Here is a 23,485-nt window from a genome sequence, read left to right as displayed (position 1 = left end):
ATGACAGTCCCCGGAACCTATGGGCAAATTTGACAAGATTTTGGCGTGCGTTTTTGCGGGGAACCAAGCAAAAACCATGACAAAATCCCAACGGAATTGAAAAACATAAGCAGTAACGTCAGTCGACCTCAGCTTGCCAACCATTTTCAGGACGACTCACACGAAAAATGAAGGCAATTTGGTTTCCGCAACCCAAACCATTCATAAAATCCATGACAATCCATGGAGACCTGTCCCAGCCTGCCCTAGCCTGCCCCGAACTGGTTTCGGGGAACTGATTTCGGGGAACTTGCTTCGGGATTGGTGGACAAAAAAATTCATTGCTTAACCCGAAATCAAGAAAAAGTTAAGGAAGGCTCTCCAAAACCAACTTCACCAACTCGGCTTTTTGCTCGTTTTTGATCCACCGGCTGACAATGACCAGATCGTTTTCTTCATCCACATAGATCATGTTCGTCCCGGCTCCCAAATGGAAAAAGGCACTTTCTGGTGCGGCGGGAATCTCTTTTCTATCGGTGTTGAGGAAATAATTCATAAACCCATAATTGGTTTGGACAGAAGTAGGCGTCCTGGATTTGTTGATCCATTCTTCGGATATCACCTGCTGATCCTTCCATTTGCCTTTGCGAAGGGTGAGGTAGCCAAACCGTGCCTGATCATACGCATTGATAAACATCCCGCCTCCCCAGTGTGAGCCTCCACTGACGGATTGCATGATTTGGCCGTCCAAGATCACAAAGGAATTTTCATATCCCGTCCAGCGCCAGGTGTCGCTGGCTCCGATTCTGTCCATGATATGCTCCTTAAGCACCACGGGAAGGGGTTTTCTCCATACATTCAAGGCGGCCAGGGCCAACACGTTCACCCGGGTGTCATTGTATTTGTACACGGTACCCGGTTCATGGCGGGTTCTTGTCAGCCATTCGTTACTGTTTCCCTCCGGTCTGTCTGCCCAATCGGGCTTTCCCCACAAAGTCCCTTCCCAATCAGAGGTCTGTCTCAGCAAGTGCTCCCATGTAATTTTGCGGTTGTGTTCCGTATCAAAAAGATCAAAGACATCCTCCTGATCCAGGTGATCGGATTTGTTGACCGCCGGACGTTGGGGTTCATACGGAATGATCGGCGCCATGTAGGGATAAACCAGGTCCTTTTCACTCCTGATTAAACCCTGGTCCACCGCCAGGCCAACGGTGGTGGACAGGATACTTTTGGCCACGCTGAAGGTAAGGTCCACCCGTTCGGGATTTCCCCATTTGGCAATGACATACCCCTGGTACACAATCAGGCCGGTAGCCTCTCCCCTGTCCCTCATAGGGCCAACCGGAAAGCCAAAAGGTTCCCTGCCAAACCCTCCCAGATAATGGGCCATTTTCAAGTTTTTATCCGAATCACTTTCCTCCCGGACGGCGAACGCCACGGCCGCCTTTAGCTTTTCGGGGTTTACCTTCATTTCGGAAGGTTCTTTTTCCTCCCAGACACCCTTATCCGGAAAATAATGCTGTGAAAACCCGGGAATGGTAGCCATTAAGCCCAGAAGCACGATCAGGAAAACCCCTTGCTTATTCATATTCAGTAATGCCGTGTATCTCATATGATTATAATTGTTTTTTCAAAGGTCATATGGAATCTCGCATGCCTTATAATCATCCCTCTGTGTGTCGCTTACGGCATGCTCGATTTCATATGTTTATAATTTGTTTTTTTATCGGCCATATAGCTTGTCCCGAACTGATTCGGGAGAACCACCACTGATAATCATCTTCCTGTGTGTCAAGACTCGACATGGTGGTTTCATATGTTTATAATTGCTTTTTTATCGGCCACAATTTGTCCCGCACGGCAGGTCGGGATAGCTTGTCCCGACTTTTATTCAATGTTAGTGGACAAATATTTGGTCCTGAAACTGTAGACTTCCGCAAAAACCTAAGACGCAACCCTATTCCACTCCCCAACCATGACAATCACGACAACCACAAGGCAATGAAAACGCCCCGTTCCTCATGTCCTCCAATTTTCATCTTGTCAGGTCCTTCTCTCTGAGCACATGGGCGGCCCGCACTTCGCCGCGATGGTCGATAAGTTTTAAGGTGACAGCGCGGTCCCCCTCCTTGCCCGAAAATTCCAAAAGGCCAAAATTGTAATCCAGAATATCATTGATGATGGGCCCGTCAAACCGCCTGTTGTGACCGGAGGTTTGCCTGTTCTGCCTATAAAGGTGGTCATCGGCTTCCACCGGATGCACCGCTGCATTGGAGCTGATCAACTCATAGAGAGGGTAGCCTTCCTTTGAAAAATCAATCCGGCTCAGGGAGCCGACATGCCAGTCACCAGAGATAAAAAACACCCCGTTTATACCCTCAGAAAACATCCAATTCAGGAAGTCATCGCGCTCGGAACCAAAATTCGCCCAATACTCCCCTGCATCCTGCCGGTCAATGGTCATCGTATGCCCGTTCACAATCACCTTAAAGGTGGCTGTGCTTGCTTTTAGCTTTTCTCTAAGCCAGGAAAGCTGGCCGGACCCCAGCATGGTGGCCCTGTCGGGCGCTTCATTTGGATCACGGTGATAGCGGTCATCCAGCATGAAGAATTCCACGTCCGCTATTTTGAATGAATAGAAAATCCCCGGTGTTTCAGGGGTACCTGCCGATGGATTAGGCCAATATTTCTTAAAGAGGTCCAGGGTAAGGTTCCGCCACCGGAATGTCCTGTCAGAGTTGTTGGGGCCAAAATCATGGTCGTCCCAAATGGCATAAGTGGGTGTGGTAGCCAGCACGGTTCTGAGCCCCGGAATGTCCCGCAGGTACCGGTGATACCTGGTCAATGCAAAACTGACGGTGCTTTCCGGCGCTTCATAAGCCCCTGGCCGCATAGGCATGTAGTTATTGTCCCCGATGAGCAAAAGTGCATCCGGATTAAAAATGGCCACTTGGGTCCATATAGGCTGCAGCGGCACCCTGATCGGGTTGATGCATGAAGCAAATGCCACTTTGAAATCAGCCGTCGTTTCCGGCTCCGGCATTAGCATAAACGACTGTACGGTCTGCGGCCGAACAGCCTGCCCATCAATTTCCAGTTCATAATGCAGGATCCCACGGGCGGGCAGATTATCCAAAATCACGGTACCCACGTGAGGGGCTTCTTCGCTGGTCCGGCCCCCGGCCACTCCCTTGACAATGGGACTGGATCCTGACTCCACCCAATAGTGTACCTTCACATCAGCGGCCTTGTCCGTTTCCAGCCAGATATTTGCCAGAGAGGAGGTGGTATGGCCTACCATCGGACCGCTCAAGAGCTGGGGCGGTAACTGTATATGGTTTTCTTGACCAACTAGATTAGAATTAAGCAAAATGCAAAAAAACAGCGTGGTAAGTGGTTTCATCAGTATGGCATTTAGAAAATTATTCCTCCTGAAAATAAACAACATTATTGTACTTTACAATCTTTCCATACATCTGTGGGCAATAACGGCCATGATCGTTATTTCACCCATTCAGAAATGTTGAGTACCTTTATCATCTTCCGGCGAAGCGGAATCTGTTTTAACGATCAGACCAGTTTCTATGATAGACAATGCATTTTTGAGTTTGCTCCGAAAAGACGGTGTATTCCGTTCGAAATCCCCCGGAGTTTTCCCCCTTACCGGTGGCGTGTCCAGCGAAATCTACAGAGTTGATGATGACGGACGGACCTTTGTGGTAAAAAGGGCGCTGAAAAAACTCAAGGTAAAAGCGGATTGGTATGCTGATGTTTCCCGTAATCGCTACGAAGCCGCCTTCCTCCGCTATGTTGGTGCATTCATGCGCCAATCCGTACCCCATCTATTGGGAGAGGGGGATGGGTATTTCGTCATGGAATTCCTGAACGGCTTCAGCGACTGGAAGCACTTATTGCTGGAAAAGAACTTCAACCCCGATCATGCCCGGCATGCGGGAATCCTGCTAGGTCAAATTCACCACCATTCATTTGCTGATCCTATTGCAGCCAGGCAGTTTGATGGCACTGCCAATTTTAGGGAACTCAGGGTATCGCCTTATCTCGATTATACAGCCGAAAGACATCCGGATGTGTCCGACACCATCCTTGAAGAAGCAGAACGTTTGACCCGGTGCAGGGAATGTCTGATACATGGAGATTTCAGTCCAAAAAACATCCTGATCGCTCCAAACAGGATGGTACTTGTGGACAGTGAAGTGGCTTATTATGGAGATCCGGCTTTTGATATAGGTTTTTTGCTATGCCATTTATTGCTGAAAGGCTTGTATCACGCGCCTGAAAAAACCGGACCTATGGTTTTAGCGGAGACTTTTTGGACTGGCTACCAAAACCAAAGGACGCCCAATGGTTTCTCATACGCCGGTTTGGCGCATCGTGTCAGCCGTTTGCTCCCGATGCTTTTGCTGGCCAGGGTAGACGGTAAATCTCAGGTGGAATACCTGGATGAAGAAAGGCGTGCGTTTGTCCGTACATTCGCACTGAAACATATAAAAGAAAAACATGATGACCTCCAAAGCCTGATAAGGCTTTGGTTTTACCAAATCGATAAATTGGAATACCGTGAAAATAAAATCAATTGAAGCCTACACCATTTTTGATTCCAGGGGAAATCCCACAGTTGAGGTAGAAGTGGCCCTGAGCAATGGGGCTTTGGGCCGGGGAGTCGCCCCATCCGGTGCTTCCACCGGGCAATATGAAGCACATGAATTACGGGATGGCAACCCCGAACATTTCAACGGCAAATCGGTGGACAAAGCCATCAGCCACGTCAATGGGATCATTGCCCCTGCCTTGCTGGGCAAAGACCCGGAAAACCAGCAGGCCGTCGACCAAACCATGATCGACCTGGATGGAACCCCGAATAAGTCCAATTTAGGGGCAAACGCCATATTGGCCGTATCCACCGCTGTGTTGGCTGCCGTGGCCAATTCCCGTCAGGTTCCCTTATTTGAGCAGTTGGGTGGTGCGGAAGGAAACCTGCTGCCCTTTCCTGAGATCCAGATCATCGGGGGCGGCGCCCATGCCGAATGGCGGGTGGATGTCCAGGATTTTCTGCTCATAGCCAACGGTGCCTCCAATTATGAGGAAACCCTGGAGATCACTTTCCGGGTGTTCAATGCTACAGGCAAACTCCTGAAGAAAATGGGCAGGTATTATGGTGCGGCCGATGAAGGTGGGTTTTGGCCGGAATTTGATAGCCATGAGCAGATTCTGGATACCCTGACCGAAGGCATCAAAGCGGCAGGATATGTACCGGGCAAGGACGCTTCCATTGCCCTTGATGTTGCGGCAAGTGATCTTTATGACGAAACCACAAATACTTACCGGTTTCGCTTGGATGACCGGACATTTACATCGGCTGAGTTTATATCGCTATTGAGTACATGGATTGATCAATACCCTATCATTTCCCTTGAAGATCCTTTGGCAGACACCGATATAGAAGGCTGGAAAACCATAATGAAACACCATGGAAACCAAATCCAGATCATCGGAGACGATTTGTTTACCACCAACCCTTCCCGCATCCGGGAAGGAATAGCGAATAATTTGGCCAACGCGGTCTTGATCAAACTGAATCAAATCGGCACCGTGACAGAAACCCTGGAAGCGATCCGCATCACACAGGCAGCCAACTGGAGAGCCGTTGTCTCAGCCCGCAGTGGGGAAACCGAAGATGCGTTCATCAGCCATTTGGCAGTCGCCACCAATGCGGGCCAGCTCAAGGTAGGTTCTTTCCGTCACAGTGAACGCATGGTGAAATGGAACGAAATCCTCCGAATCCACAGACTGCTGGGATTCCGGGCCAGGTTCAACCCTTGGAGTATCCAATGAAACAACTGCTATTTCCCAATCCCCAAAAGTATCAAAATGGCATCCCAAAAAGAAGAGGTAGCATGATTGGCATCTACCTTAGTTTGATTTTAAACAGCATTCAGTTCCACCCTTTCAGGGTTGGGACAGAGAGGTTATCAGTGGTTTTTAACCCACTGTTGCACAGGGGGTTAATGAGAAGTTCGACCGCTTCGCTGTCAAAGGGGGGAGATAAAGGCTTATCTCAAGAATGACCACAAAGTGGCCAAAATCCCCAACAACCATGGACTCAACAATCTGATTATAAACCAGTTAAACCATCATCCCGCCCACGAAGTGGTCAAACCTCTCAGTCACCATGGGTACAACCCATGGGAGAGAACCAAGTCCGGGAAGTCCGCCCCCTCCAATACCGGGGAATAAGCACCGAGGATGAGAATAATTTGGTTACACTTAGTTATTTGCAAAAAACGATTCAACAATCTGAACCCCTATATAAAATCCGTGTCAATCCGTGAAATTCGTGGACGATAAATCCGTTGATTAACCCCGATATGTTCAACATTCCTGCGATGCGGCAAACACCGCGGAATGCCAACCCTGACCCCATCGCCTTTGGAAAGCCGGTTTTGACCTGCACCCACATTCTGGCTTTTCACCGGCGTTTTTATCCATAATAAAAGTACAAATTTCAGTGGGATTATATAGCTTTGTCAATACAAGGAATAATTTCAACTATGACAGCAATCAAAAACGACTGGACGCCTGAGGAAATCAGGGAAATTTATTTTAAGCCATTGATTGAATTGGTATTTGAAGCGGCGACCGTTCACCGTAAGTTCCACAACCCTCAAAAAGTGCAGATAGCGTCTTTGCTTTCCATAAAGACCGGCGGATGCCCTGAAGATTGCGCCTATTGCCCTCAGGCGGCGCGTTATCAAACGGATGTTGACGTAAATAAACTCCTGGACCTGGATACAGTAATTGGAGCAGCCCAAAAAGCCAAAGAGGCGGGCGCCAGCAGGTTTTGCATGGGAGCTGCCTGGAGGGAAGTGCGGGACAACCGCGATTTTGACAAAGTACTCGAGATGGTGACCGAGGTGAAAAAAATGGATATGGAGGTATGTTGCACCTTGGGCATGCTGACGGATTCACAGGCCAGAAAACTCAAAGAAGCGGGCTGTAAAGCATACAACCACAACATCGACACCTCCGAAGACTATTATGGAGAAATCATCTCCACAAGAAAATATGATGACCGGTTAAATACCTTGAACCATGTCATGGATGCCGGTATCACCGTCTGTTCCGGCGGCATCATTGGCATGGGAGAAACAGACGAAGACAGAATCGGACTCCTGCACACATTGGCCACTTTAAAAAAACACCCCGAGTCAGTCCCCATCAACAAACTGGTAAGGATCAAAGGCACCCCCTTAGCAGATCAGGAAGAGGTCCCCATGGAATCCATGGTAAGGATGGTGGCCACGGCCCGCATCTTAATGCCGCAAAGCATGGTCCGCCTATCGGCGGGAAGGAAGGAAATGAGCACGGCCGAGCAATTCATCTGCTTCATGGCAGGTGCAAATTCCATACATTCGGGAGAAAAGCTGTTGACGACCCCCACAGCCAATTTTGAAGAAGACCTGGAGATGCTAAAGTCATTTGGGCTGAGCCCTTTGCAAGCCAACCTTGAATAGCCTGTGCCCACAAACCGATAAAAATAAACAGCAATGGTAGATGTCAGATCCCAAATCTTACAATTGCTCGATAAGCGGAAAACATCAGGCACATACAGGACCCTGCCAAAAAGCAACCACCTCTGTGATTTTACTTCCAATGATTTTTTGGGATTATCCAGAAGCGAAAAACTGAAAGAACTGGCTGTACAGGCGTTTACAAAGAGCGGGCTTCCTTTAGGGGCAACGGGGTCCCGGTTGTTGAGCGGTAACCATGAATGGCTTGAGGAGGCGGAAAGGCAGATTGCCCGCTTTCACAAAGCCGAAGCCGGGTTGATCTTTAGTTCAGGGTATCTCGCCAATATCGGCCTGATCTCTTCATTGCCTCAAAAAGGAGACACCATTTTTTATGATCAACTGTGTCATGCTTCCATAAAATACGGCATCCGGCTAAGCCATGCCAGGGCCTATTCTTTTAAGCACAATGACGTGGATGACTTGAAGCGAAAAGCCCGGCTTGGTGAGGGCCACGTCTATGTGATCACCGAATCCCTGTTTTCCATGGACGGGGATATGGCCCCTTTGCCTGAGTTGGCCGTGTTTTGTAAAAACCATCATTTCAATTTAATCGTGGATGAAGCCCATACCACCGGCCTGTATGGGGCGAAGGGAGAAGGTTTGGTTTGCGGGTTGGGATTGGAGGATGATGTGTTTGCCCGCCTCCATACCTTTGGAAAAGCCTTGGGACTTCAGGGCGCCATCATCGTGGGGCCGGAAATCCTCCGCGAATATTTGATAAACTATTGCCCTTCGTTTATCTATTCCACAGCCATGGCGCCGCCGATGACGGTCTGCGTCCAGACCGCTTACCACCTCCTTCCCGAAATGGAAAAAGAGAGAACCTGTGTTTTTGCTTTGCATCAGAAACTCAAAAGGGAATTAAATGGGAATTCCAGGTTTAAATTTCAGGGCAGCGGCCCCGTAAACTGTTTGATAATACCCGGAAATGAAAATGCAAGAGAAGCGAGTTCCTTTCTCGCAGCCAAAGGTTTTGACGTAAAACCCATCCTAAGCCCCACAGTGCCCGTCGGACAGGAGAGAATCCGTATCTGTCTCCATGCTTTTAACACAGCGGAAGAAGTGGATACGCTGGTTGCGGGTATCAAAGAATTTGAAAAAACAATACAATGGAAAGAATCTTTGTCACAGGAATAGGTACTGAAATCGGCAAAACCGTGGCGGCGGCGATATTGACAGAAGCCCTGCAGGCAGATTACTGGAAACCTGTCCAGGCGGGTGATGTCGAAGGTTCCGATACCGAAACGGTGAAGCAACTGATAAGCAATACCGTCTCCAGGTTCCATCCGGAGGCCTATAAATTGAAGGCCCCCCTTAGTCCCCATGATGCCGCCCAAAGGGAACACACACAAATTGAACTTAAAAATATCCAAGCTCCCAAAACCGAAAACCCGCTCATCATCGAAGGGGCCGGAGGGCTGATGGTACCGCTTAATGATACAGACCTGATTTTAGACCTGATCCATCATCTGGATGCAAAAGTGGTGTTGGTTTCCCAAAATTATTTAGGCAGCATCAACCATACCTTAATGAGCTGCGAAATCCTAAAAGCGCGCAACATTGAAGTAAAAGGCATTATTTTTAATGGGGATCCATACCCCCAAGGTGAAGAGATCATTTTAAAACACAGCGGGTACAAAAGACTTTTGCATATCCAACATGAACAGGTTGTTGATAAAACGACTGTCAAGCGGTATGCAAAAGAGCTGTTGAAAAATTCCGCCACCTTAAGATCCGATGTTCCTTCACCGGGAATGGTTACTGATTTGGCGCGAAAAGACAAACAATTTGTCTGGCACCCCTACACGCAGATGCAAACAGCGGATTTGGCCATACCCATTGTCAGGGGAGAAAAAGCCATGTTGTATGATGACAAAGGGAAGCGCTATATTGATGCCATCTCTTCCTGGTGGGTGAATCTACATGGCCATTCCCACCCTCATATTGCCCAAAGAGTAAGCAAGCAACTGAGCACACTTGAACATGTGATCTTTGCCGGCTTCACCCATCCACCTGCGGTAGAACTGGCCTCCCGTCTATTGGATGTGCTTCCGGATGGACAGGAAAAGGTGTTTTATTCAGACAACGGCTCCACCGCCGTGGAAGTGGCGCTGAAAATGGCCATACAGTTTTGGGCCAACACAGGGAAGCCGCGGAACAAGATCATCGCCTTCAAAAATTCCTATCACGGCGATACTTTCGGTGCCATGTCCGTGAGTGAGAGAGGGGCATTTACCCAACCCTTTCATCCTCTTTTATTTGAAACGGTCTTTATCGACACACCCGTTCCCGGCAAGGAAGAGGAGACATTGGCCCAATTTCAGGATGCCCTGGATAAACATCAGATAGCCGCCTTTATCTATGAACCGCTGGTTCTGGGAACTGCCGGAATGGTGATGTATGAACCTGAAGTGCTCGACAAGCTTCTCGCCATTTGCCTGAAAAACGGCATCATTGCCATTGCCGACGAAGTCATGACGGGTTTTGGAAGAACAGGAAAGCATTTTGCAAGCGATTATTGCGTACACAAACCGGACGTGATCTGTCTTTCCAAAGGCCTGACAGGTGGCACCATGGCCATGGGAGTGACCACTTGCAGTTCAAAAATCTACGATGCGTTTTTGTCCGATGACAAAAAGAAGACTTTTTTCCATGGCCACTCCTATACGGCCAATCCCCTGGGATGTGCCGCAGCGCTGGCAAGTCTGGATCTTGTGAGTTCAGGAGAGACACAACAGCGGATAGAAAGGATCGGGGAAGCCCATAAAACATTTATGGAGGAGATCCGGTTACATCCGCTTGTTGCCAACCTCCGACTAAGGGGAACCATCCTCGCTTTTGAAATCAGCACGGACTCAGGCACAAGCTATTTCAACAGCATTAGAGACCGGGCTTACCGCTTTTTTATAGAGAAGGGTATATTGATCCGGCCATTGGGAAATGTGATTTATTTACTGCCCCCCTATTGCATTGAAACGGAACAACTCAACACCATCTATTCGGAAATCAAGGCCTTCTTAAACCAACTACAGTCAGATGCGTAGCGGCAAGGAATATATCGCCATCACCGCTTCAGGTACGGTTTCCCCTTTGGGTCTGCACGCCTCCGGAACGGGAGAAAGCTGGTATGATGGCCAAACACGGATCAAAAAACATGAACGCTTCGGAAATGCATATGCTGCTGCCCTGCCGGAAGAGGCTGAAATACGGATGGAAGAACTAAAGGGGAAAAAGAAAGCATTTTCCCATCTCGACCGCTCTGTGCTGCTGGCCTTACTGGCTGCCGAGGAGTTGAAGCCGCACATTGAATTAAAAAGAAACCTCAGAATCGGTGTGAACATCGGCTCGTCAAGAGGGGCTACAGGTCTATTCGAAAAAGATTATGACAGCTTCTCATCGGACAAGACGATGAAAACCTCCGCCTATACTTCACCTACAACCACTTTAGGGAATCTTTCAAGCTGGGTCATGCAGCACCTGGAGTTACACGGTCCCATCATCAGTCACTCCATCACCTGCAGCACGGCCATGCAGGCCCTCATCAATGGGATAGCTTGGCTAAAGGCGGATATGGCGGACATGTTTATTGTCGGAGGCACAGAAGCCCCGCTTACTCCTTTCACCATTGCCCAAATGCAATCCATGAATGTCTACGCCTCAGAGGGAATGCAGAATTTCCCCTGTATGCCTCTTGCGGCCGGACACCCCAACCAAAACAGCATGGTATTAGGGGAAGGCGCTTCTTTGTTCCTGTTGGAAAAGATCTCCGAAGAGGAACTGGAGACCAGAAAGGTACTGGCCATTATCAAAGGTTTTGGATATGGCAATGAAGCCATTCATAGTTTGACCAACATCAGTTCCGGGGGAGAGCATTTTCAAAAATCCATGAAAATGGCTTTACAAGGCTGTTCCCCTCCTGACCTTATTCTTCTTCATGCCCCTGGCACTGCTAAGGGCGATGCTTCTGAACTTCATGCAATAAATACTGTTTTTGCCGACAATACCCCCGATCTGTATTCCAACAAATGGCAGATTGGCCATACCCTCGGGGCTTCCGCTGCGTTGAGCATTCAAAATGCCCTGGATATTTTGGCCTTGGGAAGCTGCCCTTCCTTTCCCTATCCCACCCCCATGGCTCAACAAAAAAATCCAATCCAATCCATCATGGTCAATGCAGCCGGTTTTGGTGGCAATTCCGGCAGTGTGGTTCTCGGATCAGGAAAGGCCTCCTGCCAATCACCACCGGTTTAACCAAATTTAATCTTACATTCAACCCATAACTTGGTATATAAGAACGCCACAAAACCCAAATTCAAGTTATTTATCAAGTCCACCTTTCATTTCAAAAAAAATCCCTTTATTTTTAAAAGGAGCAAATTCATGCATTTTGAAAAACTTACGCTGGATATTACTTCTGACTGCAGGTCTGTTCGGCTTGCTGTTTTACATGATGAAATCTAAATCCCAAACAGATAAGAACCCCTCTCCCCCAAAATCACCAGGTGAGGAATGGGCAACTTTTCAAATTGAAGAAGGTCTGGATATTCAGCTTGTGGCCTCGGAACCCCTGGTCCAAGACCCTGTCGTTATCAGCTTTGACGAAGATGGCAGGCTTTGGGTAGTGGAGATGCGCGGGTTTATGCCTGATATTGACGGGAAAGGAGAAAATGAGCCTGTAGGCAGAATTAATGTGCTGGAGGACACCGACGGCGACGGAATTATGGACATGAGTACGATCTATCTGGATAGCCTCATCATGCCAAGGGCGCTGGCTGTCGTGAAGGACGGGGCGTTGGTAGTCGAAAACATGGCATTATGGTGGACCCGGGACCTGGATGGCGACTTAACAGCCGACACCAAAGTCCTTATTGACCCTGACTATGCGGGAAGCAACCTGCCCGAACACTCCGGAAACGGGCTTTGGAGGGGAATGGACAATTGGTACTACAATGCCAAATCGAATTTCAGGTACCGGATGGCAGATGACCAGTGGATACGTGACAGCACCGAATACCGCGGCCAATGGGGCATCAGCCATGATGACTATGGCCGCTTGATTTATAATTACAACTGGTCTCAGCTCCACGGCGACCTGGTACCTCCCAATTACCTGTCCCGAAACAAACATCATACGCCTACTACAGGCATAGACCACGGTCTTACCGTAGACAGGAGAATTTATCCCATCCGCACCAATCCGGCTGTAAACAGAGGCTATATCCCCGGCATTCTGGATGAACAGGGACGGCTAATGGAGTTTACCTCTGCCTGTGCGCCCTTTTATTACCGAAGCCAAACCCTTCCTTCCAGGTATTATGGAAACGTCTTTGTTTGTGAACCTTCAGGAAACCTCATCAAAAGGAACGTGGTAAGTGCCGAAGGCTTATATCTTACCGCTGAGGATCCCCATCCCGGTGTGGAATTTCTTGCTTCAACCGATGAACGGTTCAGACCTGTCTTCCTGGCCTCAGGACCCGACGGGGCCCTTTATATGGCGGACATGTACCGTGGTCTTGTTCAGCACGGCGCCTACATCTCACCCTACCTGAGAGAACAAACACTGAGCAGAAACCTGGTGCTTCCGGTCAACATGGGACGGATATGGAGGATTGTTCCCAAAGGCTGGACTCCGGCAAAAGTCAAAAAGCTGTCCGCATTTTCCCCAGAAGCCTTGGCCCGCGAATTATTCAACGAAAACGGATGGCAGCGTGACATGGCGCAGCGATTGCTGGTAGAAAGGGGTGATCCTGAAAGCCAATCTTTTTTACGAAATGCCGTCTCCCGCGGCAAAGACCCCTACGGTAGAATCCACGCCTTATGGACTTTGGAAGGCCTTGGAATGCTGGATACAGACTTGTTGTTTACCACTTTATCTGATCCCGACCCAGGGGTAAGGGCGACTTCCCTTCGGCTATTGGAACCTTTTGCGGCAAAAGAAACTGCTGTGAAAAATAAATTAGGACAAATGTTATCTGAAGCGTGGGAAGACGCACCGATTGAGTTTGTCCTTCAGACAGCGCTTTCCGCAGGCGTACTGGAAACCGACTATGCCCATGAGCTTTTAACAGGTATTACCACCCGGTACGCATCCATTCCTCTGATCCGTGATGCTGTTTTAAGCAGCCTGGAAAACAAAGAGTATGCTTTTTTACAAAACCTCCTGAAATTGGAAGACTGGAAGCGTTTTTCTCCGGAAAAGGAGATTTTCCTCGAAATGATTTCCACAGCCGTGGCAAAAAAAGGGGAACCCACTGAACTGAAGCGCCTTCTTGCTGCGCTGGATGTGAATAAGGCATCCTTTGGCTGGCAACAACAAGCCATTTTAACAGGGATGTCTATGCATGGCATCACCAAAGATCACATACCGGTAACGCTCGATTCGGCCCCGGGTTTATTGTCCCAGGATGACCTGAACATCGATCCAAGGAAACTTCAAGCACTTGCCGTGCTTTTCGAATGGCCGGGCCATGAAGGCCAGCAATGGACAAGTACCAAAAAACACGAGCTTATCGAAGAACAATTCAAGCAGTTTGGGTTGGGAAGACAGTATTATCTGAGTACCTGTTCGGGTTGTCACGGGACCGACGGAAGCGGCTCGAACCGCATGGGTCCGCCCCTTGCCAATTCTGAATGGGTCATTGGTGATGAAAAGCAGTTATCCCTGATCATATTGCATGGCATGGAAGGTCCTGTGGAAGTGGGCGGTAAGCTCTATGATGAACCCGAAATACTCCCTGTGATGCCGGCCCATTCCAATCTGGATGATGCCACCATCGCTGCCATCATGACCTATATCCGCAATGAATGGGGAAATGATGCCGGCGCAGTGAGCAGAAGGAACATCGCGCTGAACAGGAACACCCTGCAGGGCAGGGTTTATCCCTGGAAAGCGGAGGAACTTAAAAAATACATACTGGAAGACAAACGCAATCTTTCCTCCAACTAATCTGACCCTTGGAATGACAAACAGCAACCCATCAAACCCGACCCCACCCCCACTGGACAGGAGAAAGTTTTTGAAAGCGGCGTCCTTCGGCGCGTTGGCAATGAGCTTCGCCCATTTACCTGATTTTTTCAAACAAGAAAAAATGGGCATAGTGGTACATTCTTATGGCGTCAGATGGCAATCCAAAACGGCCAGCGACAAATATCCCGCCTTTATGGATGCCATCGATTTTATGAAACATTGCCATGCCATAGGTGCTGGCGGTATTCAGGTGGGTGTAAGGGACTGGAAGGAGGATTTTGCCAAAAAAGTGCGGGACCACCGCGAGAGGTTGGGGCTTTATTTGGAGGGCTCCATTGCCTTGCCCAAAAAGCAGGGGGACGTGGCTTCATTTGATCATGAGGTAAAAAGCGCCAGGGAGGCCGGTGCCAGTGTACTTCGAACCGTGAGTCTGGGGCCCAGGAGATACGAGGCGCTCCACAGTTACCATGAGTTCCAGGAATTCCAAAATAATGCGTTGACAGCTTTGCAATTAGTCGAACCGGTGTTAAAAAAATACCGGGTGAGATTGGCCGTGGAAAACCATAAAGACTGGCGGGCTCAGGAATTGGTAGACATCCTCAAAAAAGTTGACAGCGAATGGATAGGCGTCACTTTGGATTTCGGGAATAGCCTGGCGCTATTGGAAGACCCGTTGTATACCGCAAACACCCTGGCGCCCTTTGTTTTCAGCACCCATATCAAAGACATGGCGGTGGACCAATATGAAAAAGGTTTTCTCCTGTCTGAAGTTCCACTGGGCCAAGGTATATTGGATCTCCAGGCCATCGCCCGCTTGTGCAGGCAGCATAATCCCAAAGTCACCTTTAACCTCGAAATGATCACCCGTAATCCTCTGGAAATACCTTGTCTCACCCATGGTTATTGGACCACTTTTGAAGGTGTTTCCGGAATGGAATTGGCTCCTGTTTTGAAATTGGTCAGGGAGAAAAAGACCACGCTCCCCAGGATAGACAAGCTGAACGCGGAGGAATTGCTGGCAGAAGAGGAAAAAAACGTGACCTTGTCTTTGGACTTCAGCAAAAACACACTGATTTTTAACTAAAAAAAATTTTGATTCATGATAAAAGAAATCCTACCCGGAATAAAACAATTTGATTTGAGCGGAAAAGCAGCCATCATTACAGGCGGTTCAAAAGGCTTGGGACTGGCCATGGCCGCAGGTTTGGCTTCTGCGGGTGCCAAAGTGATGCTGGTAAATAGAAACGCGGCTCAAGGAGCAAAAGCCGCCCAGGAGATTTCCAGCGATTTTAAAACCGAAGCCATTTCTTTTGGGGCAGACATCACCAAAAAAGAGGAGACAGAAGCCATGGCCAAGCATGCCATGGCGGCTTTTGGACGGATAGATATCCTGATCAATAGCGCGGGGATCAACATCCGGGGCCCTATAGATGAAGTGACGCCGGAGGAATTTGACCAGGTGATGGATGTGAATGTCAACGGTACCTGGCTCTGTTGCAGAGCGGTCACCCCTTATATGAAAGCACAAAAAAGAGGAAGCATCATCAATTTGGCCAGTACCCTAGGGCTGGTGGGGCTTGCCAACAGGACCCCTTACACGGCCAGCAAGGGAGCGGTGGTGCAAATGACAAGGGCCTTGGGACTGGAACTGGCTCCTTTCAATATCAACGTCAATGCCATATGTCCGGGTCCATTTCTAACCGAAATGAACATTCCCATTGCCAATACGGATGAGGCTAAAAATTTCATCGTAGGAGCCACTGCCCTGGCCCGCTGGGGTGAGTTGCGGGAAATCCAAGGCGCTGCCATTTTCCTGGCCAGCGAAGCGGCCAGTTATATGGTGGGTGCTATGCTTACCGTAGACGGTGGCTGGACGGCCAAATAAGCCGGCATTGTCAAGTCAAAAATTATAATCATATCAAATCCGCGTCAATCCGTGGAATTCCCGAATCTCTTCGTCCGGGTCCGGGGCCGGCGTGGACAATAAATTCAGTACGCCTAAAATTGATCCTTGAAACATTATTCTCTTGTTCTGGATTCAATGGGATCTTCGTGTTCTCCTTCCTCTTTCCGGTGCAGATAAGCGGCGGTCCATTTGGCATGTTCGGAAGGCTGGATTTGATGGCCGTAATTTTTGGCAAACACATGGGTAAATTCGGCCCCGAAGAAAAGAATAAGGCAGGTATAGTTCACCCAAACCATCACCAAAATGATGGTTCCGGCAGCTCCAAATCCGGAGGTGGGATCCGCCATTCCAAAATACAGACCCAATAAAGTCTTACCAAGTGTAAAAAGAAACGCGGTGACCATGGCACCCACCCAAACAGATTTCCACCCGATCTCCACATCCGGTAGAAACTTATACATGATGGCAAAAAGAAGGGTAATTATCCCAAAGCTCAGCAGGAAATCCACAATCTCCGTCAGATAATAGATTTCCTCGCCGAAGCGGCCCGCTATCCAATTACTCAGAATGGATAAAATGGAACTCAATACCAGGGAAATCAGGAGCAGGAAGGCGATGACCAAAATCAGCCCAAAGGAGCTGGCTCGGTCAATGATCATTTTTTTGAGGTTATTTTCGGGATCGGGTTCTACATCCCATAGAAAGTTCAGGGACTTTTGAAGCTGAAAAAAAAGTGTGGTGGCCCCAAATACCAAAGCGATGATACCTATTGCTTTCATCACCCAGCCCGTGGAACTGATGTATGCGTTGGAAATCAGGTCTTCCACACTTTCTGCGGTTTCTTCTCCCATCATGGTACCGATCTGATTACTTATCTCCCCTTGTACAGCTTCCTGTCCGAAAAAGATGCCGGCTGCCCAGATGACGATGATCAACAGACCGGGGATGGAAAATATGGCATAGTAGGAGATGGTGGCACTTTGCCTGAACGGTTCAGCCCTCATCCATCTCTTGGCCGTTTCCACCATGATCGGTTTGATGTGGTTGAATTTGAATCTTCCCATACGGAAATTTTCGGCAAAAAATGCACCAAAATTAAAAAGGTGTTTTTCCCAAAGAAAGATCCGGCATGCAGATTACGGACAGCCGGTGTTGGAAAAGCCGGCGGCCACATCAACTTTACCGCATAAAACCGGCTATGATCAAAATCAAACCCATCGCGGTAAAGGACAGGATCACGGTGCCTATGCTGTGGGATTGGTAGCCTTGTTTGATATTCATGCCGGATAGTTGCGTCATGGCCCAGAAAAAACTGTCATTGGCATGGGAAACGGCTATGGCTCCCGCACCGGTAGCCAATACCGTCATCACCCTCATCGACTCAGAATCCAGCCCCAATGTACCCATCAAAGGCACCATGATGGAAGCCGTGGTAACCAAGGCCACGGTGGAAGATCCCTGGGCCGATTTTAACGCAAAACCCATAAAAAACGGCAGCAGCAAACTGTAATTTCCTACCATCAGTGTGGCACTTACATGATCCGCCACACCGGAATTCTCCAGCATCTTCCCGAACACGCCTCCTGCCCCGGTAATCAGGATCACCGGAGCCGCGATCAACAAAGCCTCACCAAACCAACCGGTGGATGACAAAAGTTTTCTGTCCAATTTTTCGGGAAGCGTAAAAGACAAAAACACACCTAACAAAAGGGCAATGATGGGATTTCCTACAAATAATATCACGGAAGTAAATAGGTTCTCCCCAAATGGCCGTGTCGGATAGGCAGCTATTGAGGCCAGCACAATCAGACCCAAAGGAATGAAAATAGGCATAAATGATTTTCCAATAGAAGGGTATTTCTTCTTTTCCCCCACTGCTTCCATTTCCGCAAAGTCCGGGGTCAAAGGTATTTTGGAAACGATATGTTTACAAAAGAAGTAACAAGGTACCAAAGCCACGACGCTGATGATGGCGCCCCAAAAAATGATCATGCCCAGATCGGCGCCCAAAATCCCCGCGGCTGCTATCGGTCCAGGAGTAGGCGGTACCAGGGAATGGGTGGCGGTAATGCCTAGGGTCAATGCCACCGTGGTGGCGGCAAAAGGCAGTTTCCCCTTAAAGGAGAGGGACTTGTTGATGGGATTCATCATGATGAATGCACTGTCTCCAAACACGGGGATCGACAAAATGGCACCTGTAACCATCATACCGAGCATGACGGCCTTTTTCCCTATCCAGGAAAGCACCTTCTGCGCAATGACAAACGCTCCTCCCGTCTTTTCCAGAAAGGTCCCGATGATGACCCCAAACAAAATCAGCAGCCCTATCCTCCCCAACACGCCCCCAAAACCCTCTGAAATCGATTGGATGATCAGTTCAGCAGGCATGCCCGAAATCAAACCATAGATAATGGCCACTACAAATAAGGCCAGAAACGGGTGGATTTCGAATTTGATGATGGCGATGATAATGAGTGCGAGCGACAACAGGATAACCAGAAAAAGATACATAATGGGGTTTATATTGGACCAAATGTTATTTACGGAACCTATAATACATAATTATTTTCAGAAACCCACCGTAAACAGGGTACTTTAAAAAATTTCGCTCCAAAAAAGCAAGAATATGCCCTTGAATCCCTCTGAAACCCCATGATCAGCGGTTGAAAAATGCTTCCTCGCAGAGGCATCGGATACATGGAGGAACTGGCTTTTTGCAGGGCGACGGCAGGATTTATACAGGTGTGGATTCAATGACTGCAAATCAGTTGCCCCATTGATTCATCATCCCTGATGGATTTTTCAGGCCAGATCTATTTCCGGATTAAGGTATACATCCTGAATATGGTTTAATAGTTGAACCCCTTCTTCCATAGGCCTTTGAAAGGCCTTTCTGCCCATGATTAAACCCATTCCGCCTGCGCGTTTGTTGATCACAGCGGTTTTGACGGCCTCTTCCAGATCCCCCTCTCCCTGGGATTCTCCTCCTGAATTGATCAGTCCTATCCGGCCCATGTAACAGTTGGCTACCTGATACCGGCATAAATCAATCGGATGGTCGCTGCTGAGCTTATTGTACATTTCAGGGTGGGACTTGCCAAAGCCAATGCGGGTAAAACCACCGTTGTTGGTCGGTAATTTCTGTTTAATGATATCCGCCTGGATGGTTACCCCCAGATGGTTGGCCTGCCCGGTGAGGTCCGCTGCGGTTTCATAATTGACACCATCCTTTTGAAAACCGTTGTTCCTTACATAACACCACAAAATGGTGACCATGCCCAATTCATGGGCACGCTCAAAAGCCTCCGAAACCTCAATGATCTGGCGGTTGGATTCTTCCGAGCCGAAATAGATGGTTGCCCCTACAGCTATCGCCCCCAGATTCCAAGCATCGTCTACTGACCCAAACATGATCTGATTGTGTTTGTTGGGATAGGAGAGCAGTTCATTATGATTCAGTTTAACTATGAAAGGTATTTTATGGGCGTATTTTCTCGAAAGAATGCCAAAAGACCCAATGGTGGTGGCCACGGCATTGCATTCCGCCTCTAAGGCAAGTTTGATGATATTCTCAGGATCAAAGTAAATGGGATTAGGAGCAAATGCACTCCCCGCTGAATGCTCTATCCCCTGATCAATGGGGAGTATGGAAAGGTATCCCGTTCCTCCCAGCCTGCCGGTGTTGAATAATGTGGCCATATTGCGTAAGAATTGTGAATTTCTGTTGCTGTGCACAAATTCTTTGTCCACAAAATCCGGGGAGGGGGCATGTAACAGATTTTTGTCGAAAGTTTGGCTCTTGTGATCCATGAGATACCCGGCATCTTTGCCCAGCCATTCTTGGATTTTATCAAGTTTTGTATTCATTGCTTTTCAAGGTTGGAGTTATTACTGAATATCCTGAAGGTCAATAGAAAAGGTTGTTCAATCCTATCTTTCTTCACTTAGGGTATAATCACGCACATTTTCTGTTCCAAAATCTGAAATCAGAACAAGTCTTCCCGAAATTATTTCGTTCAAGTGGACTTACGCTTTCATTGGACAGACCCGTCCGGATGACATTTATATCCGGAGATGGCATATCCTCCTGGAAACCTGCAGGTAAAAGAAAAAATACTTTTCCAGCGAAAAAATCAGAGAAGCATTTAAGAAACTACCGGCCCGCAGCCCACTGGATCGCCTGCTGCAGCAGTTTTCTGTATGCGGGTAGGGCATACACCTCGGGACCATGGCCAGGTTGGATATAGACGGTTCTGGTGGAAGGGGATAGTTGTTGACACCAGGCCAACAGAGGCATGCTTTCGGGATGATCAGTGGAAATTAAAGGCTGGACATTATCCGAAATGTCAACGTCTTTATAAATCTCATCATAGACTTCGAAATTGGACAGGCCTTTCACAATGGGATGTCCTTTCTCCATGATGTGGGCCCTGAATGCGACATCATGTTGGTAACCTGAATCATTTTCCAGGTATCGCCCGCCAACCAATCCCCTGTAATAATCCCAATTTTGGTAAGATACAATAGAATGGTGGAGAAATACCAGTCCAATCCCTTTATCCACCCATCTTTCCAATCCCTGTTTTTGATCCGCGGTAATCTCCTGCACCATATCATAGAACAGGATCAGATCATATTTTTCTATATCCTCACCGACAAAATGATCATTTGCCTTCGGATGCTTCACCTCGACATATTGGATATTCTCCAAAGCATCCATCATTTCGAAAAAACGCTCCCTCTCAAAATCATGCCCCCCTGTAATCAACAGAACAGATATTGGCAGTTCTGTTGATGCAAATCCCGTCACTACCGCGAATGCACAGAGAAACATTTGAACCAAGTGTAACATAATCCTATTGCTTTTAACCGATATTACAAATTTTTATCCATTATGTTAACACCAACATCCTAAAAAAAACACTATTTATAAAAACTGTTTCCCAATATTCCATTTTCTTTACAACGAAATTAACTTTTAGAAAATCCATTGTCATTCCTCCCAAAAATCCTGTATTTTTAAAAATTATTCAACAACAAATCAAACATGATGAAAAATATTGGTTATTCCTTCTTTTCGGCAAATACGATATGGGGCAGATCGACCCTGTTTATGGTAATCTGTACATTCCTTTTGGTTCCGGGTACGCTAAAGGCCCAGTCAACCGATGACCTTATTGGTAGGTGGAACCTCACGGTGGAGATGGACGGTAAATCTGCTCCATCCTGGCTGGAAGTAAAGCAGTCCGGTATCCGTACCCTCGTAGGGTATTATGTGGGGGATAATGGAAGTGTCCGTCCCGTTTCAAAGATAAATTTCCAGAACGGCAAAATATCTTTCCGTATTCCTCCTCAGTGGGAAGACACCGATACCGAACTGGGATTTGAAGGATCTTTAAAAGGGGGAAAGCTGGAAGGGACCATCCACCACCCCATGGGCAAAAAATACAAGTTTACAGGGGAACCCGCGCCATCTTTGGTACGGGAAAAAGAAGTTGCTTGGGGAGAACCCATTGAGATTTTTAACGGAAGAGATCTTTCCGGATGGCATCCTGATGCCGCTGAAAACCAGTGGGTAGTCAAAAACGGGATTCTCACCAATCCGAAAGCCGGGGCCAACCTTATTACGGATGAAAAATATGAAGACTTCAAGCTTCAGGCAGAATTCCGTTATCCCGAAGGAAGCAATAGTGGGATATACCTGAGGGGACGCTATGAAGTACAAATTGAGGACAATAAAGGCACGCCTCCCTCTTCTGTGTATTTCGGTGGCGTGTACGGATTTGTAACGCCGAATGAAATGGTGGCCGGAAAGCCGGGCGAATGGCAGACTTTTGAGATTACCCTTGTCGGCAGAAGAGTGACCATCGTGGCCAATGGCAAGACCATTGTCTGTGACCAGATCATTCCGGGCATCACCGGGGGGGCACTTGACAGCAATGAAGGCGAACCTGGTCCCCTTATGCTTCAGGGAGACCACGGAGCGGTGGAATTCAGAAAAATCGTGCTTACGCCATCAAAATAAAGGCAGGCCAGAAAATAATAACGTAAAGAAACACATTCCAGGCCGTTTTCCTATCGATGTCAAAGTCAGGTTGAAAACGGCCTTCTCTGCTTTTAATTCACCGAATAAGTGGTTGACATCATCAAAGCCGGCACCCAACACATCCCCCTTATCCAGGAAGTCGCACAGAAGACCTGGCCCACTACCTTTGGCCATATCCTTTCCAAAGTCCAGATTTCATACATGCTGGAAATGATGTACAGCACACCTTCACTGGAAAAACAAATGGGGCCTAAAAACCACATATTTATCCTGGCCATGGAAGGCGCAAGGACGCTGGGTTTCGCCTCTTTTGAAACCAACCATCAGCATTCGGATAAAACCAAAATCCATAAAATCTACATCCTTCCGGAAGCCCAGGGAAAGGGCGTGGGAAAAGCGCTCATCCAATATATCGGCGGGGAAGCATTGAAATCCAATAACGGCTCTCTGGTGCTCAATGTGAACCGTTACAATGAAGCGGCTCTCCGGTTTTACCATCGTTCGGGTTTTGTAACCGTCGCAGAAGAAAACATCCCCATCGGCCAGGGATATTGGATGGAGGATTTTGTGTTGGAATTTAAGCTGTAATTTACCTGATAGTATTTTTAATTTACAATTGGAAAAATGAAGTTGCAAATTCAGAGGGATAGAAAGGCGGAGTTACAACGCCTACTACACCAGGGAGATAATGATTGCTTATCTTTTAGGGTAAGTGGTTGTTTTTAATTATCCTCTTACTCTTCTGTACTTTTTGTCCCCGATATGCTGCGCTGGTCGGGGCAGGCTTTGACACAAAAAGAACGAAAAAAGTCAAGGCAAAAATAAGCTTCTCCCCGCAGAGCCCCTCGCCCACTCGCTCCCGACAGCTGTACCATATCCGTTAACTTAAGCATAGAACAGGTCGTAAAGTATTTGATGATGGGGCTTTTGTTTGAGTCTTTTCTCTACAGTCAATTTGGGGATTATGGGGACCAGACTGGTGATGAACCAATTGGCAA

18 protein-coding genes are annotated in these 23,485 nt (G+C 48.0%); 12 read left to right on the top strand and 6 right to left on the bottom strand.

Annotated features, from left to right (window positions below):
- Positions 1 to 346 precede the first annotated feature (346 nt).
- Both ACFPFU_RS23490 and ACFPFU_RS23485 read right to left on the bottom strand, forming a co-directional pair.
- Positions 347 to 1,525, bottom strand: a complete 1,179-nt coding sequence (locus ACFPFU_RS23490) for a serine hydrolase domain-containing protein (RefSeq protein WP_377068880.1) — start codon at positions 1,523 to 1,525, stop codon at positions 347 to 349.
- 489 nt (positions 1,526 to 2,014) lie between these two features.
- Positions 2,015 to 3,382, bottom strand: a complete 1,368-nt coding sequence (locus ACFPFU_RS23485; RefSeq protein WP_377068780.1) for an alkaline phosphatase D family protein — start codon at positions 3,380 to 3,382, stop codon at positions 2,015 to 2,017.
- A 181-nt stretch (positions 3,383 to 3,563) separates the two neighbouring features.
- On the opposite strand from ACFPFU_RS23485, the gene ACFPFU_RS23480 reads away from it, so the two are divergent.
- From ACFPFU_RS23480 to ACFPFU_RS23435, 10 genes are all read left to right on the top strand, one after another.
- A complete protein-coding gene (locus tag ACFPFU_RS23480) occupies positions 3,564 to 4,577 on the top strand; it encodes a phosphotransferase family protein (protein ID WP_377068778.1) in 1,014 nt (337 codons plus the stop codon).
- On the top strand, positions 4,558 to 5,832 hold the full coding sequence (eno, locus tag ACFPFU_RS23475) for a phosphopyruvate hydratase (RefSeq protein ID WP_377068776.1): 1,275 nt from the start codon (positions 4,558 to 4,560) through the stop codon (positions 5,830 to 5,832). Before ACFPFU_RS23480 ends, eno begins: the two co-directional genes overlap by 20 nt.
- Before the next feature lie 240 nt (positions 5,833 to 6,072).
- On the top strand, positions 6,073 to 6,234 hold the full coding sequence (locus ACFPFU_RS23470; RefSeq protein WP_377068774.1) for a hypothetical protein: 162 nt from the start codon (positions 6,073 to 6,075) through the stop codon (positions 6,232 to 6,234).
- Positions 6,235 to 6,548: 314 nt separating this feature from the next.
- Positions 6,549 to 7,511 (top strand): biotin synthase BioB, encoded by a 963-nt coding sequence (gene bioB / locus ACFPFU_RS23465; RefSeq protein WP_377068772.1) that lies wholly within the window; start codon positions 6,549 to 6,551, stop codon positions 7,509 to 7,511.
- A 33-nt stretch (positions 7,512 to 7,544) separates the two neighbouring features.
- Complete coding sequence (locus ACFPFU_RS23460) at positions 7,545 to 8,705, top strand: aminotransferase class I/II-fold pyridoxal phosphate-dependent enzyme (protein ID WP_377068770.1); 1,161 nt, start codon at positions 7,545 to 7,547, stop codon at positions 8,703 to 8,705.
- Positions 8,678 to 10,612 carry an adenosylmethionine--8-amino-7-oxononanoate transaminase gene (gene bioA, locus ACFPFU_RS23455; protein WP_377068768.1) on the top strand — a complete coding sequence of 645 codons (1,935 nt, stop codon included), beginning with the start codon at positions 8,678 to 8,680 and terminating at the stop codon, positions 10,610 to 10,612. Before ACFPFU_RS23460 ends, bioA begins: the two co-directional genes overlap by 28 nt.
- Positions 10,605 to 11,819: a beta-ketoacyl synthase N-terminal-like domain-containing protein gene (locus tag ACFPFU_RS23450; protein WP_377068766.1), complete on the top strand. Its 1,215-nt coding sequence runs from the start codon at positions 10,605 to 10,607 to the stop codon at positions 11,817 to 11,819. The genes bioA and ACFPFU_RS23450 overlap by 8 nt, the downstream gene beginning before the upstream one ends.
- A gap of 196 nt (positions 11,820 to 12,015) precedes the next feature.
- A complete protein-coding gene (locus tag ACFPFU_RS23445) occupies positions 12,016 to 14,514 on the top strand; it encodes a DUF7133 domain-containing protein (RefSeq protein WP_377068764.1) in 2,499 nt (832 codons plus the stop codon).
- Between the two features lie 13 nt (positions 14,515 to 14,527).
- Positions 14,528 to 15,619 carry a sugar phosphate isomerase/epimerase family protein gene (locus tag ACFPFU_RS23440; RefSeq protein WP_377068762.1) on the top strand — a complete coding sequence of 364 codons (1,092 nt, stop codon included), beginning with the start codon at positions 14,528 to 14,530 and terminating at the stop codon, positions 15,617 to 15,619.
- Between the two features lie 15 nt (positions 15,620 to 15,634).
- Positions 15,635 to 16,420: an SDR family NAD(P)-dependent oxidoreductase gene (locus ACFPFU_RS23435; protein ID WP_377068760.1), complete on the top strand. Its 786-nt coding sequence runs from the start codon at positions 15,635 to 15,637 to the stop codon at positions 16,418 to 16,420.
- A 134-nt stretch (positions 16,421 to 16,554) separates the two neighbouring features.
- Here the strand turns inward: ACFPFU_RS23435 and ACFPFU_RS23430 are convergent, their stop codons facing one another.
- From ACFPFU_RS23430 to ACFPFU_RS23415, 4 genes are all read right to left on the bottom strand, one after another.
- Positions 16,555 to 17,505: a YihY/virulence factor BrkB family protein gene (locus ACFPFU_RS23430; protein WP_377068758.1), complete on the bottom strand. Its 951-nt coding sequence runs from the start codon at positions 17,503 to 17,505 to the stop codon at positions 16,555 to 16,557.
- Positions 17,506 to 17,620: 115 nt separating this feature from the next.
- Positions 17,621 to 18,952, bottom strand: coding sequence for a GntP family permease (locus tag ACFPFU_RS23425; protein ID WP_377068756.1), 1,332 nt, complete (start codon positions 18,950 to 18,952; stop codon positions 17,621 to 17,623).
- Between the two features lie 291 nt (positions 18,953 to 19,243).
- On the bottom strand, positions 19,244 to 20,308 hold the full coding sequence (locus ACFPFU_RS23420; protein ID WP_377068754.1) for a class I fructose-bisphosphate aldolase: 1,065 nt from the start codon (positions 20,306 to 20,308) through the stop codon (positions 19,244 to 19,246).
- A gap of 286 nt (positions 20,309 to 20,594) precedes the next feature.
- Complete coding sequence (locus ACFPFU_RS23415; protein WP_377068752.1) at positions 20,595 to 21,293, bottom strand: ThuA domain-containing protein; 699 nt, start codon at positions 21,291 to 21,293, stop codon at positions 20,595 to 20,597.
- A gap of 261 nt (positions 21,294 to 21,554) precedes the next feature.
- Here ACFPFU_RS23415 and ACFPFU_RS23410 point away from each other — a divergent pair, with 261 nt between their 5' ends.
- Together ACFPFU_RS23410 and ACFPFU_RS23405 are read left to right on the top strand one after the other, a co-directional pair.
- Complete coding sequence (locus ACFPFU_RS23410) at positions 21,555 to 22,466, top strand: 3-keto-disaccharide hydrolase (protein WP_377068878.1); 912 nt, start codon at positions 21,555 to 21,557, stop codon at positions 22,464 to 22,466.
- Positions 22,467 to 22,574: 108 nt separating this feature from the next.
- Complete coding sequence (locus ACFPFU_RS23405) at positions 22,575 to 23,075, top strand: GNAT family N-acetyltransferase (RefSeq protein ID WP_377068750.1); 501 nt, start codon at positions 22,575 to 22,577, stop codon at positions 23,073 to 23,075.
- Positions 23,076 to 23,485 lie beyond the last annotated feature (410 nt).

This window comes from Negadavirga shengliensis (genome assembly GCF_042652345.1).
In the GTDB taxonomy this organism is placed as follows: domain Bacteria; phylum Bacteroidota; class Bacteroidia; order Cytophagales; family Cyclobacteriaceae; genus Negadavirga; species Negadavirga shengliensis.
This window is presented reverse-complemented; position numbering and strand designations above follow the sequence as displayed.

Excerpts from the sequence above, each read along its gene's own strand:
- ACFPFU_RS23490 (WP_377068880.1), bottom strand. The coding sequence starts at position 1,525 with ATGGCTACCATTCCCGGGTTTTCACAGCATTATTTTCCGGATAAGGGT.
- ACFPFU_RS23485 (WP_377068780.1), bottom strand. The coding sequence starts at position 3,382 with ATGAAACCACTTACCACGCTGTTTTTTTGCATTTTGCTTAATTCTAAT.
- ACFPFU_RS23480 (WP_377068778.1), top strand. The coding sequence starts at position 3,564 with ATGATAGACAATGCATTTTTGAGTTTGCTCCGAAAAGACGGTGTATTC.
- bioB (WP_377068772.1), top strand. The coding sequence starts at position 6,549 with ATGACAGCAATCAAAAACGACTGGACGCCTGAGGAAATCAGGGAAATT.
- ACFPFU_RS23460 (WP_377068770.1), top strand. The coding sequence starts at position 7,545 with ATGGTAGATGTCAGATCCCAAATCTTACAATTGCTCGATAAGCGGAAA.
- bioA (WP_377068768.1), top strand. The coding sequence starts at position 8,678 with ATGGAAAGAATCTTTGTCACAGGAATAGGTACTGAAATCGGCAAAACC.
- ACFPFU_RS23450 (WP_377068766.1), top strand. The coding sequence starts at position 10,605 with ATGCGTAGCGGCAAGGAATATATCGCCATCACCGCTTCAGGTACGGTT.
- ACFPFU_RS23445 (WP_377068764.1), top strand. The coding sequence starts at position 12,016 with ATGATGAAATCTAAATCCCAAACAGATAAGAACCCCTCTCCCCCAAAA.
- ACFPFU_RS23440 (WP_377068762.1), top strand. The coding sequence starts at position 14,528 with ATGACAAACAGCAACCCATCAAACCCGACCCCACCCCCACTGGACAGG.
- ACFPFU_RS23435 (WP_377068760.1), top strand. The coding sequence starts at position 15,635 with ATGATAAAAGAAATCCTACCCGGAATAAAACAATTTGATTTGAGCGGA.
- ACFPFU_RS23430 (WP_377068758.1), bottom strand. The coding sequence starts at position 17,505 with ATGGGAAGATTCAAATTCAACCACATCAAACCGATCATGGTGGAAACG.
- ACFPFU_RS23425 (WP_377068756.1), bottom strand. The coding sequence starts at position 18,952 with ATGTATCTTTTTCTGGTTATCCTGTTGTCGCTCGCACTCATTATCATC.
- ACFPFU_RS23420 (WP_377068754.1), bottom strand. The coding sequence starts at position 20,308 with ATGAATACAAAACTTGATAAAATCCAAGAATGGCTGGGCAAAGATGCC.
- ACFPFU_RS23415 (WP_377068752.1), bottom strand. The coding sequence starts at position 21,293 with ATGTTACACTTGGTTCAAATGTTTCTCTGTGCATTCGCGGTAGTGACG.
- ACFPFU_RS23410 (WP_377068878.1), top strand. The coding sequence starts at position 21,555 with ATGGTAATCTGTACATTCCTTTTGGTTCCGGGTACGCTAAAGGCCCAG.